This is a genomic window from Gordonibacter sp. RACS_AR68, from assembly GCF_030418485.1.
Classification (GTDB): Bacteria; Actinomycetota; Coriobacteriia; order Coriobacteriales; family Eggerthellaceae; genus Gordonibacter; species Gordonibacter urolithinfaciens.
The window spans coordinates 258349-272240 of record NZ_JAIPUP010000003.1 but is presented as its reverse complement, the minus strand read 5'-3'; the positions used below and the strand labels follow the sequence as shown (position 1 = coordinate 272240).

Genomic DNA, 13892 nt, shown 5'->3' with positions numbered 1-13892 from the left:
CTCGTTAATCGCTTGGGAATGTGACGTTATCCCCGTCCCCTTGTCTCCCTCCCCCACGCATCCTGCCGCTCGTGCGCCCCTGCGGTCAGCCCAGCACCCAGGCGCGGTAGTAGTCCCAGCGCGCCGCGTGCGGGCCCTCCTCGACGGCGGTGAGCAGGTAGGTGCCAACCGCGAGGCGCGGCTCGAGGCCCTGCCGGGCCGCCTCGGCGAACAGTGCGGGGGCGTTGCTGCGGTTCGGGTCGTCCGGGTCAACCAGCAGCAGGCACTCGCGCCCCTCCCCGGCGCCCGGCGCATCCCGCTCCCAAACGGCGCCTGCGCGCGTGGGCGTGTCGGCTACCATCTCGAACACGGTTCCCGGGTCCGCTGCGTCCACGAGCACGGCGAAGCGCCAGGGCTCGTCCACGAGCAGGGGCCAAAGGGCCGGGTCGGCGTAGTCGATGGCGTCGAGGCGGGCGATGCCCGGCGCGCCGGGCCGCATGCCCGCCGCCTCCAGCTCCTCGGCCCGTGCGTTCAGGACACGCTGCCGCGCCAGGCGGGCCCGCATGGCCTCCAGCTCGGCGATGCGCTGCTCCACGTCGCGGGCCGTGCGGTCGAGTGCGTCGTCCAGGTCGCGTGCCGAGAGCGTACGGTAGCCCGCCAGCTCGCGCACCGGCACGCCCAGGCGACGGTAGAACGCTATCTCGCTCGCGTCGATGAGGTCGTGCAGGGCGTACTGCCGGTAGTCGTTGCCGCGGTTGCGGCCGGCGCGCACGAGCCCCTCGCGCTCCCAGTAGCGCAGCGTCGACGGTGCCACGCCCAAGTAGCGTGCCGCGTCCTTGATATCGTACAGCACGGGTTCCATGACGCGCTCCCTTTCCGTTTGGAGATTTGGGGGAGGTGGGCAGGGCGCCCCTTTACCTTAAAGTCGCTTTAAGGTTTAGAGTATCATGCGGCAATGGCCAAGACAAGCCCCGCCCGCGCAGCGAGGCGTTGGCGGAGGGGGTGCCCCTTGGGGGCGCGGTAGAGCACCGGCGGAGTGGAAAACCATGATCAAGAAGAATATGTTGAAAGAGTACCTGCGCTACATCCTGCCCACGATGCTCACGTTCACGCTCGCCAGCGTGTACAGCATCGTGGACGGCATGTTCGTGGGTCACGCGGTGGGCGATGCGGGCGTCGCGGGCATCAACGTGGCGTTCCCGCTCGTGGCCTTCGTCATGGCCGTGGGCACGGGCATCGGCATGGGCGGCGGCGTGATATCGTCCATCGCGCGCGGCGCGGGCGACGAGGCGAAGTCGCGGCGCGCGGTAGGCACGACGTTCGTCATGCTGCTGGCGGCCGCACTGCCTGTCATGGCGCTGCTGCTGTTCGCGGCCGAGCCCATCTGCCGGCTCCTGGGAGGCCAGGGCGGCACGCTCGAGCAGGCCGTGGCGTACACGAGCGTCATCGCGTGGGGCGTGCCGTTCCAGATCTTCGTCACGGGATGCACGCCGCTCATCCGCAACCAGGGGCGCGTGGGCTTCGCCATGGCGGTGCAGGTGTTCGCGGGCCTGATGAACGTGGTGCTGGACTACGTGTTCGTCATGCTGATGGGCTGGGGGACGGCCGGCGCCGCCGCGGCCACGGCGGTGTCGCAGGCTGCGGCGTTCGTGCCGGTGCTCGCGTTCTTCCTGCTGAGGAAAAACCGCATCGCGCGGGCCGACCTGCGCCCGGACGGCAAGATCGTCGCCCACGCGCTGAAGCTGGGCATGGCGCCGTTCGGCCTGACGCTGCTGCCCGAGGCCACGGTGGTGGCCATCAACGTGAACCTGTCGGCCTACGGCGGCGAGACGGCGCTCGCGGCCTACGCCGTGGTGTCCTACACCGCCTGCGTCATCCAGATGCTCATCCAGGGCGTGGGAGACGGCTCGCAGCCGCTCATCTCCAAGCACTACGGCGCGGGCGATGCCGACGGCGTGCGGCGGTTCAGGAACACGAACTACCTCATAACCATCTCGCTGGGCGCGCTGGGGCTTCTGGCCATGTACCTGCTGCGGAACCTTGTGCCTCTGGTGTTCGGCTCGTCGGCCGAGACGGCCGCCATCGTGGCGTACGCGTTGCCCATCTTCTCCATGGCGTATGTGTTCTACGGGTTCACGCACGCGTCCACGTCGTACTTCTACGCGGTGGACGACGCCCGCGCCTCGAACGCCATCGTATACGGCGAGGCGGTGCTCGTGGTGCTGGTGGTGTTCGGCATCGTGCGGGTGGCGGGCGTCGACGGCATCTGGTTCTCCGTGACCATCGTGCAGATGATGCTGGCCTGCGCGGCCGGGGCGCTGCTGCGCTACCGGCACCGGAGGCGCGCCGCGCAGGCCGCCCCGGCCCCGCAGCCGGTGGGCGAGGGCTGCTAGCAGCGGCTGCGCACGACCTGGTTAGGCTGCCGCGCGCTGGCCGACCCGGGCTGTGCTGTCGTACGACCCGGGCCGGCTCTGGTCGGCATGCGATCGGTGCGGGCCGGAGGGGGCGGTCAGCGGAGGGCCGGCATGCGGCTGGCCTCCTGCTGCTCAACGAGGGGCTTGAGGTAGCCGTAGCCCTCGGCGTCCATGCGCTCGAGCGGCACGAAGCGCAGGGCGGCGCCGTTGATGCAGTAGCGCAGCCCGCCCGCCTCGGCGGGGCCGTCGGTGAACACGTGGCCCAGGTGCGCATCGCCCGCGCGGCTGCGCACCTCCGTGCGCAGGGTGCCGAAGCTGCGGTCCAGATGCTCGGTGACCACGTCCTTCGAGAGGGGGCGCGAGAACGCGGGCCAGCCGCAGCCGGAGTCGAACTTGTCCGCGCTGGCGAACAGGGGCTCGCCGCTGGTCGCGTCCACGTAGATGCCCGGCTCGAACGTGCGGTCGTAAGGGTGGGCGAACGGGCGCTCCGTGGCGCCCTCTCGCACGACGCGGTACTGCTCGGGCGAGAGGGCGCGGCGCAGCTCTTCGTCGGGCGGCGCCGCGTAGCCTTGCGCGCGGATGGCGTCGGCCACGCCGGCCGCGTCGAGGGGGCCGGCAGCGCCTGGGGCGCCGGGGCCGTCGGCTGAAGGCGCGCCGAGGGCATCGTCCGCGCCATCGTCCGCGCCGCCCGCGCCGGCGTCGCCCGGATTGCGCGCTTCGCCGGCAGAGGTGCCCTGCGTTCCAGGCGCATCGGCCCCGGCCCCGGGGATGGCGCCCATCACCGCCGGATCATCGGGCGATTCGCACAGGCCGTCGAACTGGATGCACGGCTGCCCTTCCGCAAGCCCCATGCGCCGTGCGAACGCCTCGGCGGCGGCCAGGTCGATGTGGCAGTAGCCGTGCGGGTTCTTGCCCAGGTAGTCCTGGTGGTAGTCCTCGGCTGCGTAGAAGCCGTCGAGAGGCTCGATCTCGGTGACGATGGGCTCGGTGTAGCGCGCCTGCTGGCGGCGCAGCGCCGCCTCGATGGCGGGCAAGTCGGCCTCGTCTTGCCAGTAGATGCCGCTGCGGTACTGCGTGCCCGCGTCGTTGCCCTGGCGGTTAAGGCTCGTGGGGTTCACGACCTCGAAGAAGCCGTCGAGCAGCACGTCGGTGGGCAGGATGCGCCGGTCGTAGGTCACGGCCACCGTCTCGGCGTGGCCCGTGTTCCAGTTGCACACGTCGCGGTAGCTGGGATTCTCGGTGGAGCCGTTAGCATAGCCCGCTACCGTGCGCCGCACGCCGGGCAGGCGCTTCAGGAACGCCTCGAGCCCCCAGAAGCAGCCGCCGGCCAGGTAGAGCGTGTGCAGGTCCTCGCCATCCGTCCCGCCGCGGCGGCCCGCACCCGCCTGCTCGCCTTTGTGCGGGTGCGGGCCGCCAGCCGACGCGCCGTGCGGGTGCGCGCTGCGTGCGGGAGACGATCCGGCCGGGTGGTTCGTGTTCTCAGCGTCCATGGAACGTTCCTTTCCTCGCTTGGTCGCATCCATGGTAGTGCGCCCTGCGGGCGCGCGGCGCCGCCTTCGCGAAACCGTCACGCACGCGTTGAGCACGCGGGGCCCGGCGCGGCATGACGGTTCGCCAACCGAATCCTGCTTATTCGGCGTAAAGTGGTGCCGATCTTGTGACAATTAGGCGACGAGCCCTATACTGGATGCAAAGCAAAGGTTCCGCGATAGGAGGCTTCCCATGACAGAGGAACCCAACAACGACACGTCCGCCGCGTGCAAGGCGGACGGAGCGCAGGAGAAGGCCATCGACGTCGCCGTCATCGGCGCCGGCCCCGCCGGGCTGACGGCCGGGCTCTACGCTGCGCGCGCCGGGCTGGAGACCGTGCTGTTCGAGCGCATCGCGCCGGGCGGGCAGCTGGCCCAGACCGAGCACATGGAGAACTACCCGGGCTTCCCCGACGGCACGAACGGCTTCGAGCTGGCCTTCTCCATGAAGCAGCAGGCCGACCGCTTCGGCGTGCGCAACGTGGGCGAGGAGGTGCTGGGCGTGGACTTCACCCAGAATCCGAAGGTGCTCAAGACCGCGTTCAACGAGTACCGCGCCAACAGCGTGATCATCGCCACCGGCGCCCGCCCGCGCAAGCTGGGGCTGGAGCTGGAGGAGGAGCTGCAGGGCCGCGGCGTGTCGTACTGCGCCACGTGCGACGGCAACTTCTTCCGCGACAAGACCGTCATGGTGGTGGGCGGCGGCAACACGGCTGCGGGCGATGCCATCTACCTCTCGCGCATCTGCAAGAAGGTGTACCTGGTGCACCGCCGCGACAAGCTGCGCGCCACCGCCATCTACCACAAGCGCCTGGAGGACCTGCCGAACCTGGAGTTCGTGTGGAACGCCGTGCCGCGCAAGCTCGTGGCCGACGAGGGCGCGCTCGCAGGCGTGCGCGTTGAGATGCTCGAGACGGGGGAGGAGCGCGACATCGCCGTGGACGGCCTGTTCGTGGCCGTGGGCACCGAGCCGAACACCGAGTTTCTGGCCGGTGCGCTGACGACGGACGAGACGGGCTACATCGTGGCCGGCGAGTCGGGCGAGACGGAGGTTCCCGGGGTCTACGTGGCCGGCGACGTGCGCACGAAGTTCCTGCGCCAGGTGGTCACCGCCGTGGCCGACGGGGCGCTGTGCGCCGAGGAGGCTGCGGAGTACCTGGCCATCTAGGGGAGGCGCCGCAGGAGGGGCTGCGCTTTGCGCCGCTCTCTGATATCATGAACCAGTTACCGTAACGGCGCCCGGTGCCTTGTGCACCGGGCGCTCGCCGCGCGCGGGGCGAGCGCCGCGCAACCACGTTCAAGAAGGACATATCCCATGCAGGAAACGGACATGCGAGAGAAGCTCGAGAAGATCATCCAGGCTTACGAGGACCTCCAGGGGCGCATGGGCGACCCGGCCGTGCTCGCAGACCAGAAGGAGTACAACCGGCTGGCAAAGGAGTACGCGAGCCAAGGGCCGCTGGCGAAGAAGGCCCGCGAGTACGTGCAGGCCTCCGACGACCTGGCGGCGGCCAAGGAGATGCTCGCGGACCCCGATATGAAGGAGTTCGCCCAAGAGGAGATCGCCGGCATCGAGGCACGCCTGCCCGCGCTCGAGGAGGATATCAAGTTCATGCTCATCCCGGCGGACCCCGCCGACGACAAGGACATCATCGTGGAGATCCGCGCGGCCGCCGGCGGCGACGAGGCCGCCATCTTCGCGGGCGACCTCTACAAGATGTACGAGCGCTTCGCGGGCGCGCAGGGTTGGAAGACCGAGACCATGGACGTGTCGGCCTCCGAGGCCGGCGGCTTCAAGGAGATCCAGTTCAAGGTCAAGGGCGACAAGGTGTACTCGGTCATGAAGTTCGAGAGCGGCGTGCACCGCGTGCAGCGCGTTCCCAAGACCGAGAGCCAGGGGCGCATCCACACGTCCACGGCCACCGTGGCGGTGCTGCCCGAGGCCGACGAGGTGGAGGTCGACATCAACGAGAACGACCTGCGCATCGACGTGTACCGCGCCGGCGGCCCGGGCGGCCAGTGCGTGAACACCACCGACTCGGCCGTGCGCATCACGCACTTGCCGAGCGGTTTGGTGGTGCAGTCGCAGGACCAGAAGTCGCAGCTGCAGAACAAGATCGCGGCCATGGCCGTGCTGCGCGCGCGCCTGTACGAGAAGATGCTGGCCGAGCAGCAGGCCGCCGAGGGCGCCGAGCGCCTGGCGCAGATCGGCTCGGGAGACCGCTCGGAGAAGATCCGCACCTACAACGGCCCGCAGGACCGCGTGACCGACCACCGCATCGGCTACAACGGCACCTACAACGGCGTGCTTCTGGGAGACGGCCTGGGCGACGTGATCACTGCGCTGCAGGCTGCCGACCGCGCGCAGAAGCTCGAGGCGGCTGTGTAAGCTCGTACTCGGCCGTATCCCACATCGGCCGGCATGCGGCAGAACGCGCTCCGAAGTCACCGTTTTGGCCGCGGTGAAGCCTTTTCGCCGCGATAGGGGCCTTGTTTTCGACGGAGCCTCGGAACGACGAGAATCGACATGTGCTTGACCTGGCCTTCTCCGGAAGGGTTGTGGCACAGTGGGGCTGCGCGTCGAAAACGGGCTTCACAACGGCCAAAACGGTGACTTCGGAGCGCGAGAAACCGTAGGCTCGCTTCAAAGCGGGGCTTGACGGGGGCGGTTCCGGTACCTGCAAGATTCGGTTCGAAGGGGATATGGTCGTGGAGAACGACATCTGGACCATCAAGGCTGCGCTCGACTGGACGGTCGGGTACCTTGAGCGCAAGGGCGACGAGAGCCCGCGCATCTCGGCGCAATGGCTTCTGTCCGAGGCGTGCGGCCTGTCCCGCATCGAGCTCTACGCCAACTTCGAGCGCCCGCTGTCGATGGACGAGCGCGACGCGCTGCGCGGCTACGTTACGCGCCGCGGCCGAGGCGAGCCCTTGCAGTACATCACCGGCGAGGTGGGGTTCCGCCACATCACGGTGCGCGTGCGCCCCGGCGTGCTCATCCCGCGGCCGGAGACCGAGGTGCTCGTGAGCGAGGCGCTCGCGCTCCTGCCCCCGGCGCCGCGCCCGCGCGCGAAGGACGAGGAGGCCGAGGCGCCCGCCGAGGGCGAGGCCGTGCTGGCCGATGCCGCGGACTCCGATTGCACCGAGGCGTCCCCGGCGCCCGCCGAGACGTCCGCGCCCGAACCGCTCCTCGTGGCGGACCTGTGCACGGGCTCTGGCTGCATTGCCTGCTCCATTGCCTACGAGCATCCGCTCGCGCGCGTTTTCGCCACCGACATCGCACCCGAGGCCGTCTCTCTCGCGCGCGAGAACGCCGCGTCGCTCGGGCTGGAAGGGCGCGTGAGCGTGGTCGAATGCGACCTGGGCGAGGGGCTTCCCGCCGAGGTCGTGGGCGCGCTCGACCTCGTGGCGTCGAACCCGCCCTACGTGCCCACAGCCGTGCTCGCCGGCCTCCCGCGCGAGGTGGCCGCCTACGAGCCTGCGCTCGCGCTCGACGGCGGCGCCGACGGGCTCGACGTGTTCCGCCGCCTGCTGGCGTTCTGCGCCCGTGCGCTCAAGCCGGGCGGAGGCTTCGCCTTCGAGCTGCACGAGACCTGCCTGGACGACGCGGCCCGTCTGGCCGCCGAGGCGGGCTTCGTGGACGTGCGCACCGTGTCCGACCTCGCCGGCCGCCCCCGCGTGCTCGCGGGCCGTTCCGCGCGAACCTAGCTGCGGGCGGTACGCATCTGAAAGGTTCGCCCGCGGCCGGCGCGGCTCGCGCGAGCGGCTTCCCACCGCTATGCGGCTCGCGCGAGCGGCCACCCTGCGCCGCACGGCGATTCGCGTGTCGGGGCGCCGTTGGGGGCTGCGGTATGGTGAGAGGGCCTATAATGGAGCGGTTGCACGTTGGTGAGGGGAAGGGGATCGCATGAGCAAGATCGTCAACGAGCCGAAGAACACGTTCCCGCTGTTCGTGAAGGTGCGCGAGCAGCTGGAGCACCGGGCGCTGTGGCTCTACCTGCTGGTGGACGAGGCGCGCAAGCACGGGCTGCCCGACGACGCGTTCGCGGCCGATGCCGTGAAGCGCTGCGGGCTGTACCAGGGCGCCGAGATCGTTGAAAAGAGCGGCACGAAGAGCCTGAAGGGCCTGAAGAAGGTGCTGTTCACGAAGAGTGCGCAGATCGTGTTCGAGATGAAGGTGGTGGAGAGCACCGACGACAAGCTGTCCATCGACTTCCACTACTGCCCGCTTGTGAAAGCGTGGCAGAAGCAGGGCTGCACCGACGAGGAGATCTCCCGGCTGTGCGATTTGGCCATGTGCGGCGACCGCGGCATCGGCGAGGCGCACGGCGTGGAGCTGGACCTGCCCAAGACCATCGCACGCGGTGACGACTGCTGCGCCATCCGCTACGTGCGTCGCGACGGGACGTCGACGAGCTAGGGAAGCGAAGGCCGATACATGGTTCGACCGGTCGGGTAGGGCAAAGGCCCTGCCACTGACCCGAGGCGGTCTAACCCGTCGAGAGGCAAGGGCGGGGGCCTTGCCCGACAGCGCATGGACGAACGCCGCATGGATCGGCGTTTCCCTTGGTCGGCGCTCCGCTCCGACATGCGCTAGAATACGTCTAACAGTAGCTATCGTCCTCTATCTTGAAGGAGCAGCAATGGCCCAGCGCAACGTGTTGAAAGAGAACCTTGCCGAGTCCGCGCGCGTCGTGCGCGAGCGCATCGGCGACCGCCGGCTCGAGGTGGGCATGATCCTTGGCTCGGGGCTGGGCCCGTTGGCCGAGCGGATCGAGGACGCCGTCTACGTACCGTACGGCGAGGTTCCCCATATGAGGACGAGCACTGCCACGAGCCATGTGGGCCGCTTCGTGTGCGGCATGCTGGGCGGGAAACGCGTGCTGGCCATGCAGGGCCGTTTGCACGGTTACGAGGGCAACACCGCCCAGGAGGTGGCCTACCCCGTGTGGCTCATGCACGAGCTGGGCGTGGACACGCTGTTCGCGACGAACGCGGCCGGCGCCATCAACGAGAGCTACCGTGTGGGCGACTTCTGCATCATCGAGGACCATATCAACTTCACCGGGCGCAACCCCGTGGCGGGCCTCGAGCCCGACGGCATCGCGTTCCGCTTCTTCTCCATGCTGGACGCCTACGATCCCGCGTTGCGTCGCCTGGCGCGCGAGACCGCCGGCGAGCTGGGCATCCGCGTGCAGGAGGGCGTGTACCTGGGGCTGCTCGGCCCGAGCTTCGAGACGCCGGCCGAGATACGCGCCTTCCGCGCCTGGGGTGCCGACACGGTGGCCATGAGCGTGTGCGAGGAGGTCATCGCGGCGCGACACACAGGGATGCGCGTGCTGGGCATGTCGCTGGTGAGCAACATGGCCTGCGGCATCGAGGGCGCCTCGCCCACCGACGAGGAGGTGCTCGACGTGGCGCACGACCGCGAGGCCGACTTCGCGCGCCTGGCCACCGCCATCGTGGAGCGCATGTAGGGAAAGTGCCCGCGCGGCGGGAGGAGCCTGCGCCCTCTCCTCAGTCCTCCAACTTGAGGTCGCCTTCGGCGATGAGGCCGGCGCGGCGCATGAGGGTGCATACCGCCCAGCTGATTACGGCGGGCAGCGCCAGGCACACCAGCGCGAGGCCCGCCCACTCGAACGCGCCGGGTGCCTCCATGCCCGCCACCCAGCCGGTGTACACGCCGATGGGCCCCACGAGGCCGCACGTGCCCATGCCCGAGGCCACGGCAGGGCCGTTCTGCTGCAGGGCGAACACGCAGGTGGCAAGCGGCCCGGTGACGGCTGACGCCACGATGGGCGGCACCCAGACGAGCGGCTTCCTCATGATGTTGCCCATCTGCAGCATGGAGGTGCCCAGGCCCTGCGACAGCACGCCGCCCCAGCGGTTCTCGCGGAAGCTCATGACGGCGAAGCCCACCATCTGCGCGCAGCAGCCCGCGAGCGCAGCCCCGCCGGCCAGCCCCGTCAGACCAAGCGCCGCGCAGATGGCGGCGGACGAGATGGGCAGCGTGAGCGCGATGCCGATGACCACCGACACGATGATGCCCATGAACAGCGGCTGCAGCTCGGTGGCCCACATGATGAACCCGCCCACCGACGAGGCCAGCGCCCCTATCCACGGCGCCACGCCCAGCGCCAGCCCGCAGCCGGCCAGGACGGTGACGGCGGGCGTGACGATGATGTCCACCTTCGTCTCCTTCGACACCGCCTTGCCCAGCTCTGAGGCCGCGATGGCTATCACCAGCACGGCCAAGGGCCCGCCGGCCCCGCCCGCCGCGTTGGCGGCGTAGCCGACGGCTGCGAGCGAGAACAGAACGAGCGCGGGCGCGCGCAGCGCGTAGCCTATGGCAACGGCCATGGCCGGCCCTGCCACGCTCTTGGCGAACGTGCCGATCTCGTTGAAGAAACCGATGCCGGATAGGTCGCCCACCGTGGTGAGAATAGTACCGATGAGCAGCGAGGCGAACAGGCCCTGGGCCATGGCCGACAGCGCGTCGATGGCGTAGCGCTGGAACGATACCTCGATGTCCTTGCGTGCAAGAAATGCTGTAACGGAGTGCTTGGGCATGCCGTCCCCCTTCGGGCGCGAGCGGAGCTATGCGGTTCTGACCGGGATTTCTCGTGGAACCATGGTAGACGAAGCCGCAGGCGGGAGGGACGGGAGCGCGGCCGGCGCCCGTCTGCGGCGGATTTCCGGCGAGCCTGTGCGGTTTGCGGCGTCCCCGCGCGGCCGAGGGGCGCTTCGGGTACAATCGACGCGAAGCGACAGGGCCGAAGGGCCGCGAGGCCGCGCGATGGGGCTGCGGGGCCGGATGGCGGTGCGGACGGAGCCGGGCGGGATCGGGCAGGAGGGGCGAGCGCAGGCGTGGATATGGTTTTCGAAGAGGTCTTCTCGCGGCGGCAGATAGAGGCGCGTCGGGTGGCCGACGGCGCGGCGGATGCGCCGGTTCCGGCTGCGATGCAGGCACGCCTCGGCACTCCTGTGCCCGGTGGGGCGCGCACGCTGCGCCTGCACGTGCTGGCCAGCGGCAGCCGCGGCAACGCGGCCGTGGTGGAGGACGCGGCCACGGGCGCGGGCGTGCTCGTGGACTGCGGCATCTGCAAGCGCGACTTCTTCGCGCGCTGCGACGAGGCCGGGTTCGATCCGGCGAGGCTCGCGGCCATCCTCGTGACGCACGACCACACCGACCACACGAAGGGCCTCGGCGTGGTGCTGCGCGGCCTGGCGAAGAAGGGCGTCGAGCCGGCCGTGTACGCGGACGACGCTGTGCGCGCTGCCAGCAGCGAGGTGCGCGCGCTCGAGGATGCGCATGACGTGCGGTCCCTGCGCGCAGGCGATGCGCTCTCGCTTGCCGGCCTGGCCGTCCACGTGTTCCGCACCTCGCATGACGCTGCCTCGTCGTGCGGGTTCCGCTTCGAGAGCGCCGGCGGCGACGTGGCGGGCTTCGTCACCGATACCGGCATCGTCACGGGGGAGGCGCACGAGGGCCTCATGCACGCGCGGCTGTTGGCGCTGGAGAGCAACCACGATGTGCAGATGCTCGCCGACGGCCCCTACCCGTATCCCGTGAAGCGCCGCGTGGGCTCCGACGTGGGCCACCTGTCCAACGACCAGGCCGCCGCCGAGCTCGAGGCGCTCCTATGCGACGAGCTGGAGCAGGTGGTGGCCATGCATATCTCGCAGAACAACAACACCTACCGCCTGCCCGCCGAATCCCTCGCCGCCGTCGTGCGCCGCGCGGGTCATCCCGCTGCGGTGCAGGCCGCCCTCCAATCCGTGCTCGTGAGCGTGGGCTGACCGAGGTGGCCGCTATACGGCCGTTGACGCTGGCAAAAGGGGAACGGTGCGAACGCCTGCACCCTGCGAGCGCTTCGCCCGCCCCGCTCTCGACATGCCCTACATGGTCTTCTGCGCCTTCGCGATGAACGCGACGTAGGCGATGAAGGCCACTACCTCGATGCCGACGAACACGAGCATGCCGACGAGGGTTACCTGGCCCAGCACCCACAGCACGAGCGCTGTCACCGGTACGAGCACGGAGAACAGCGTGAACGCCCGCGTCGCGGCCAAGTTGCCGATGGCCACGTTGCGCTCGTCGTTCTGTTCGACGAGCTCTTTTTGCGTGGGCTTGTGGGCGAGTGCGAACAGGCCGCACACGATGAGGGCGAACGCGCATCCTCCCAGGCCGAAGGCGGCTTGGGCGCCCAAGGGCAGCGCGTCCGACACACCGCCCAGGTTGAAGGCGAAGGCGAGCGTGGCCACGAGGAACAGCACCCCGATCGACAGGGTGATAACGGCGGGCTTGTTGTTCATTGCGCTTCCTCTCGGTAGATGAACACGTCTTCGATGCTCAGGTCGAAATGGCGGGCGATCTTGAACGCCAGCAGGATGGAGGGGTTGTAACGCCCCTTCTCCAGCGAGCTGATGGTCTGGCGCGACACACCCAGCTCCGTGGCAAGGTCCTCTTGCTTGATGCCGCGCGCCTTGCGGATTTCCTCCAAACGGTTCTCCATGCGCGCCCCTTTTTTTTCTCCCGGTGTCGCCAATGTAAAGCTAGCTTTCCATGCAGTATAGGCCTGCCTGGAAGAAATGTAAAGTAAGCTTTCCATAAAAAGGAGGACGGGTGCGGGGGCGATGACGATGTTTTTTTCTGCGGCTGTCAAAAAATCCTTCGGCTTGCATTCACCCGCGTTCGTTATGATGGGATTCCATTCGGCTTTAGCCGAATGCGGCCGGTTGAAAGGCCGCATAGGACGTGGATGGCAGGACGAGGCGTGCGAGGGGGCGTGGCCCATGCTGCTGGACGACATAGAGATTTTCACGGTCATATCGGAGACGAAGAGCCTTTCCCAGGCCGCGGAGCGCCTGTACATGTCGCGACCGGGGCTCTCGCAGAAGATCGCCAACATAGAGGCGCGCTACGGCACGAAGCTCTACGTGCGCACGTCGACGGGCGTGGTGCCCACGGCAGCCGGCCAGATCGTCACGAAGTTCGCCAAGAAGATCGCCACGTTGGAGACCGCGCTCTCGGCCGAGCTCGCGGCGGTCGACGAGCACTTCGACAGCACCATCGAGGTGGGCATGAGTATGAACGACGGCGTGGCGCTGCTGCCGGCGCTGGTCAAGCGCTTCCACGACCTGCACCCCGACGCGCTCGTGCACCTGGACGCGGGTTACGAGCCCGAGCTCATGGAGAAGCTGAAATCCGGCAAGCTTGACTTCGCCCTGCTGGAGAACCAGCCGCTCGACGACGGCATCTCGCGCGAGACGCTCGGTTACAAGCGCCTGCTGTTCTGCGCGCCCGACCGGCCGCCCTACAACTCCGTGCCCCAGCCCGTGAAAATCGAGACGCTGCTCGAATGGCCCATGATCATCTACGAGTGGAACTCGGGCCGCCACATGGTGGGCAACCGCCACTTCCGCGAACGCTACAACCTGTCGCTCACCGACCATAACATGGTGGCGCGCTTCGACACGCACGAGGCCATGGTGAACGGCGCGAAGGCGGGGCTCGGGTGGGCGAGCATTCCCGAGTGCGTGGCCGAGCGCTACCGCAACGAGCCGGGCCTCATCTGGTTCAAAATCGATACCGACCCCATGCGCTACCCGGTGGACCTGGCCTGGCACACCGGGCGGGTCATATCGCCGCTGGCGCTGGAGTTCAAGGACTTCATCCGCGACAACGTGCCCGCGGGCTACTTCCACGGGCGGGGGTAGGGCTTCCTGCGAGCAGGGGAGGCGTGCCGCGGCGTCCGCCCGTGCGCCGCGCTGCCGAGCCCGCTGTGCCTGCGCTCGCCTCCTAACGCTCGCCCGTCCCGACGGCACCGCCCCGTGCCAGCCGCGCGTCCGCGGACGTGCCTGGCGCTTCCGGCCGTCAACGTCGCTTTACGGCGGCGGTAAGCGAGCGCTTCCCGGAGCATCCCCTTACACCCCCTGCTTCCTATCGTGACGGCGAATCCGCCTGCGT

13 protein-coding genes are annotated in these 13892 nt (G+C 69.0%); 8 read left to right on the top strand and 5 right to left on the bottom strand.

The window, feature by feature from the left end; translation table 11 throughout:
• Positions 1-85 precede the first annotated feature (85 nt).
• Complete coding sequence (locus tag K9U15_RS08400) at positions 86-841, bottom strand: MerR family transcriptional regulator (RefSeq protein ID WP_123674046.1); 756 nt, start codon at positions 839-841, stop codon at positions 86-88.
• A 184-nt stretch (positions 842-1025) separates the two neighbouring features.
• Here K9U15_RS08400 and K9U15_RS08395 point away from each other — a divergent pair, with 184 nt between their 5' ends.
• Positions 1026-2372, top strand: a complete 1347-nt coding sequence (locus tag K9U15_RS08395; protein WP_123674047.1) for an MATE family efflux transporter — start codon at positions 1026-1028, stop codon at positions 2370-2372.
• A 116-nt stretch (positions 2373-2488) separates the two neighbouring features.
• Here K9U15_RS08395 and msrA read toward each other — a convergent pair whose 3' ends face one another.
• The gene (msrA, locus tag K9U15_RS08390; RefSeq protein ID WP_301155892.1) at positions 2489-3883 is read right to left on the bottom strand and encodes a peptide-methionine (S)-S-oxide reductase MsrA; all 1395 of its coding nucleotides are present in this window, start codon (positions 3881-3883) and stop codon (positions 2489-2491) included.
• 232 nt (positions 3884-4115) lie between these two features.
• Here msrA and trxB point away from each other — a divergent pair, with 232 nt between their 5' ends.
• The 5 genes from trxB to K9U15_RS08365 all read left to right on the top strand — a co-directional run bounded on the left by trxB (position 4116) and on the right by K9U15_RS08365 (position 9399).
• Positions 4116-5090, top strand: coding sequence for a thioredoxin-disulfide reductase (trxB, locus tag K9U15_RS08385; RefSeq protein WP_096226718.1), 975 nt, complete (start codon positions 4116-4118; stop codon positions 5088-5090).
• A gap of 147 nt (positions 5091-5237) precedes the next feature.
• Positions 5238-6311 carry a peptide chain release factor 1 gene (gene prfA, locus K9U15_RS08380; protein ID WP_238386225.1) on the top strand — a complete coding sequence of 358 codons (1074 nt, stop codon included), beginning with the start codon at positions 5238-5240 and terminating at the stop codon, positions 6309-6311.
• Positions 6312-6631: 320 nt separating this feature from the next.
• Positions 6632-7630 carry a HemK/PrmC family methyltransferase gene (locus K9U15_RS08375; protein ID WP_227115310.1) on the top strand — a complete coding sequence of 333 codons (999 nt, stop codon included), beginning with the start codon at positions 6632-6634 and terminating at the stop codon, positions 7628-7630.
• A gap of 199 nt (positions 7631-7829) precedes the next feature.
• Complete coding sequence (locus tag K9U15_RS08370) at positions 7830-8342, top strand: L-2-amino-thiazoline-4-carboxylic acid hydrolase (RefSeq protein ID WP_123674050.1); 513 nt, start codon at positions 7830-7832, stop codon at positions 8340-8342.
• 223 nt (positions 8343-8565) lie between these two features.
• Positions 8566-9399 (top strand): purine-nucleoside phosphorylase, encoded by an 834-nt coding sequence (locus K9U15_RS08365; RefSeq protein WP_227115311.1) that lies wholly within the window; start codon positions 8566-8568, stop codon positions 9397-9399.
• 40 nt (positions 9400-9439) lie between these two features.
• Here K9U15_RS08365 and K9U15_RS08360 read toward each other — a convergent pair whose 3' ends face one another.
• Positions 9440-10492: a PTS transporter subunit IIC gene (locus tag K9U15_RS08360; RefSeq protein WP_227115312.1), complete on the bottom strand. Its 1053-nt coding sequence runs from the start codon at positions 10490-10492 to the stop codon at positions 9440-9442.
• Positions 10493-10882: 390 nt separating this feature from the next.
• Here K9U15_RS08360 and K9U15_RS08355 point away from each other — a divergent pair, with 390 nt between their 5' ends.
• A complete protein-coding gene (locus tag K9U15_RS08355; protein WP_096228547.1) occupies positions 10883-11722 on the top strand; it encodes an MBL fold metallo-hydrolase in 840 nt (279 codons plus the stop codon).
• A 99-nt stretch (positions 11723-11821) separates the two neighbouring features.
• Here K9U15_RS08355 and K9U15_RS08350 read toward each other — a convergent pair whose 3' ends face one another.
• Both K9U15_RS08350 and K9U15_RS08345 read right to left on the bottom strand, forming a co-directional pair.
• The gene (locus tag K9U15_RS08350) at positions 11822-12238 is read right to left on the bottom strand and encodes a hypothetical protein (RefSeq protein WP_015538697.1); all 417 of its coding nucleotides are present in this window, start codon (positions 12236-12238) and stop codon (positions 11822-11824) included.
• A complete protein-coding gene (locus K9U15_RS08345) occupies positions 12235-12438 on the bottom strand; it encodes a helix-turn-helix transcriptional regulator (RefSeq protein WP_015538696.1) in 204 nt (67 codons plus the stop codon). Before K9U15_RS08345 ends, K9U15_RS08350 begins: the two co-directional genes overlap by 4 nt.
• A 280-nt stretch (positions 12439-12718) precedes the next feature.
• Here K9U15_RS08345 and K9U15_RS08340 point away from each other — a divergent pair, with 280 nt between their 5' ends.
• Entirely contained in the window at positions 12719-13642 is a 924-nt protein-coding gene (locus K9U15_RS08340; protein WP_015538695.1) for a LysR family transcriptional regulator, read from the top strand.
• Positions 13643-13892 lie beyond the last annotated feature (250 nt).

Excerpts from the sequence above, each read along its gene's own strand:
- K9U15_RS08345 (WP_015538696.1), bottom strand. The coding sequence starts at position 12,438 with ATGGAGAACCGTTTGGAGGAAATCCGCAAGGCGCGCGGCATCAAGCAA.
- prfA (WP_238386225.1), top strand. The coding sequence starts at position 5,238 with ATGCAGGAAACGGACATGCGAGAGAAGCTCGAGAAGATCATCCAGGCT.
- K9U15_RS08395 (WP_123674047.1), top strand. The coding sequence starts at position 1,026 with ATGATCAAGAAGAATATGTTGAAAGAGTACCTGCGCTACATCCTGCCC.
- K9U15_RS08355 (WP_096228547.1), top strand. The coding sequence starts at position 10,883 with ATGCAGGCACGCCTCGGCACTCCTGTGCCCGGTGGGGCGCGCACGCTG.
- msrA (WP_301155892.1), bottom strand. The coding sequence starts at position 3,883 with ATGGACGCTGAGAACACGAACCACCCGGCCGGATCGTCTCCCGCACGC.
- K9U15_RS08370 (WP_123674050.1), top strand. The coding sequence starts at position 7,830 with ATGAGCAAGATCGTCAACGAGCCGAAGAACACGTTCCCGCTGTTCGTG.
- K9U15_RS08400 (WP_123674046.1), bottom strand. The coding sequence starts at position 841 with ATGGAACCCGTGCTGTACGATATCAAGGACGCGGCACGCTACTTGGGC.
- K9U15_RS08360 (WP_227115312.1), bottom strand. The coding sequence starts at position 10,492 with ATGCCCAAGCACTCCGTTACAGCATTTCTTGCACGCAAGGACATCGAG.
- K9U15_RS08350 (WP_015538697.1), bottom strand. The coding sequence starts at position 12,238 with ATGAACAACAAGCCCGCCGTTATCACCCTGTCGATCGGGGTGCTGTTC.
- K9U15_RS08365 (WP_227115311.1), top strand. The coding sequence starts at position 8,566 with ATGGCCCAGCGCAACGTGTTGAAAGAGAACCTTGCCGAGTCCGCGCGC.
- K9U15_RS08340 (WP_015538695.1), top strand. The coding sequence starts at position 12,719 with ATGCTGCTGGACGACATAGAGATTTTCACGGTCATATCGGAGACGAAG.
- trxB (WP_096226718.1), top strand. The coding sequence starts at position 4,116 with ATGACAGAGGAACCCAACAACGACACGTCCGCCGCGTGCAAGGCGGAC.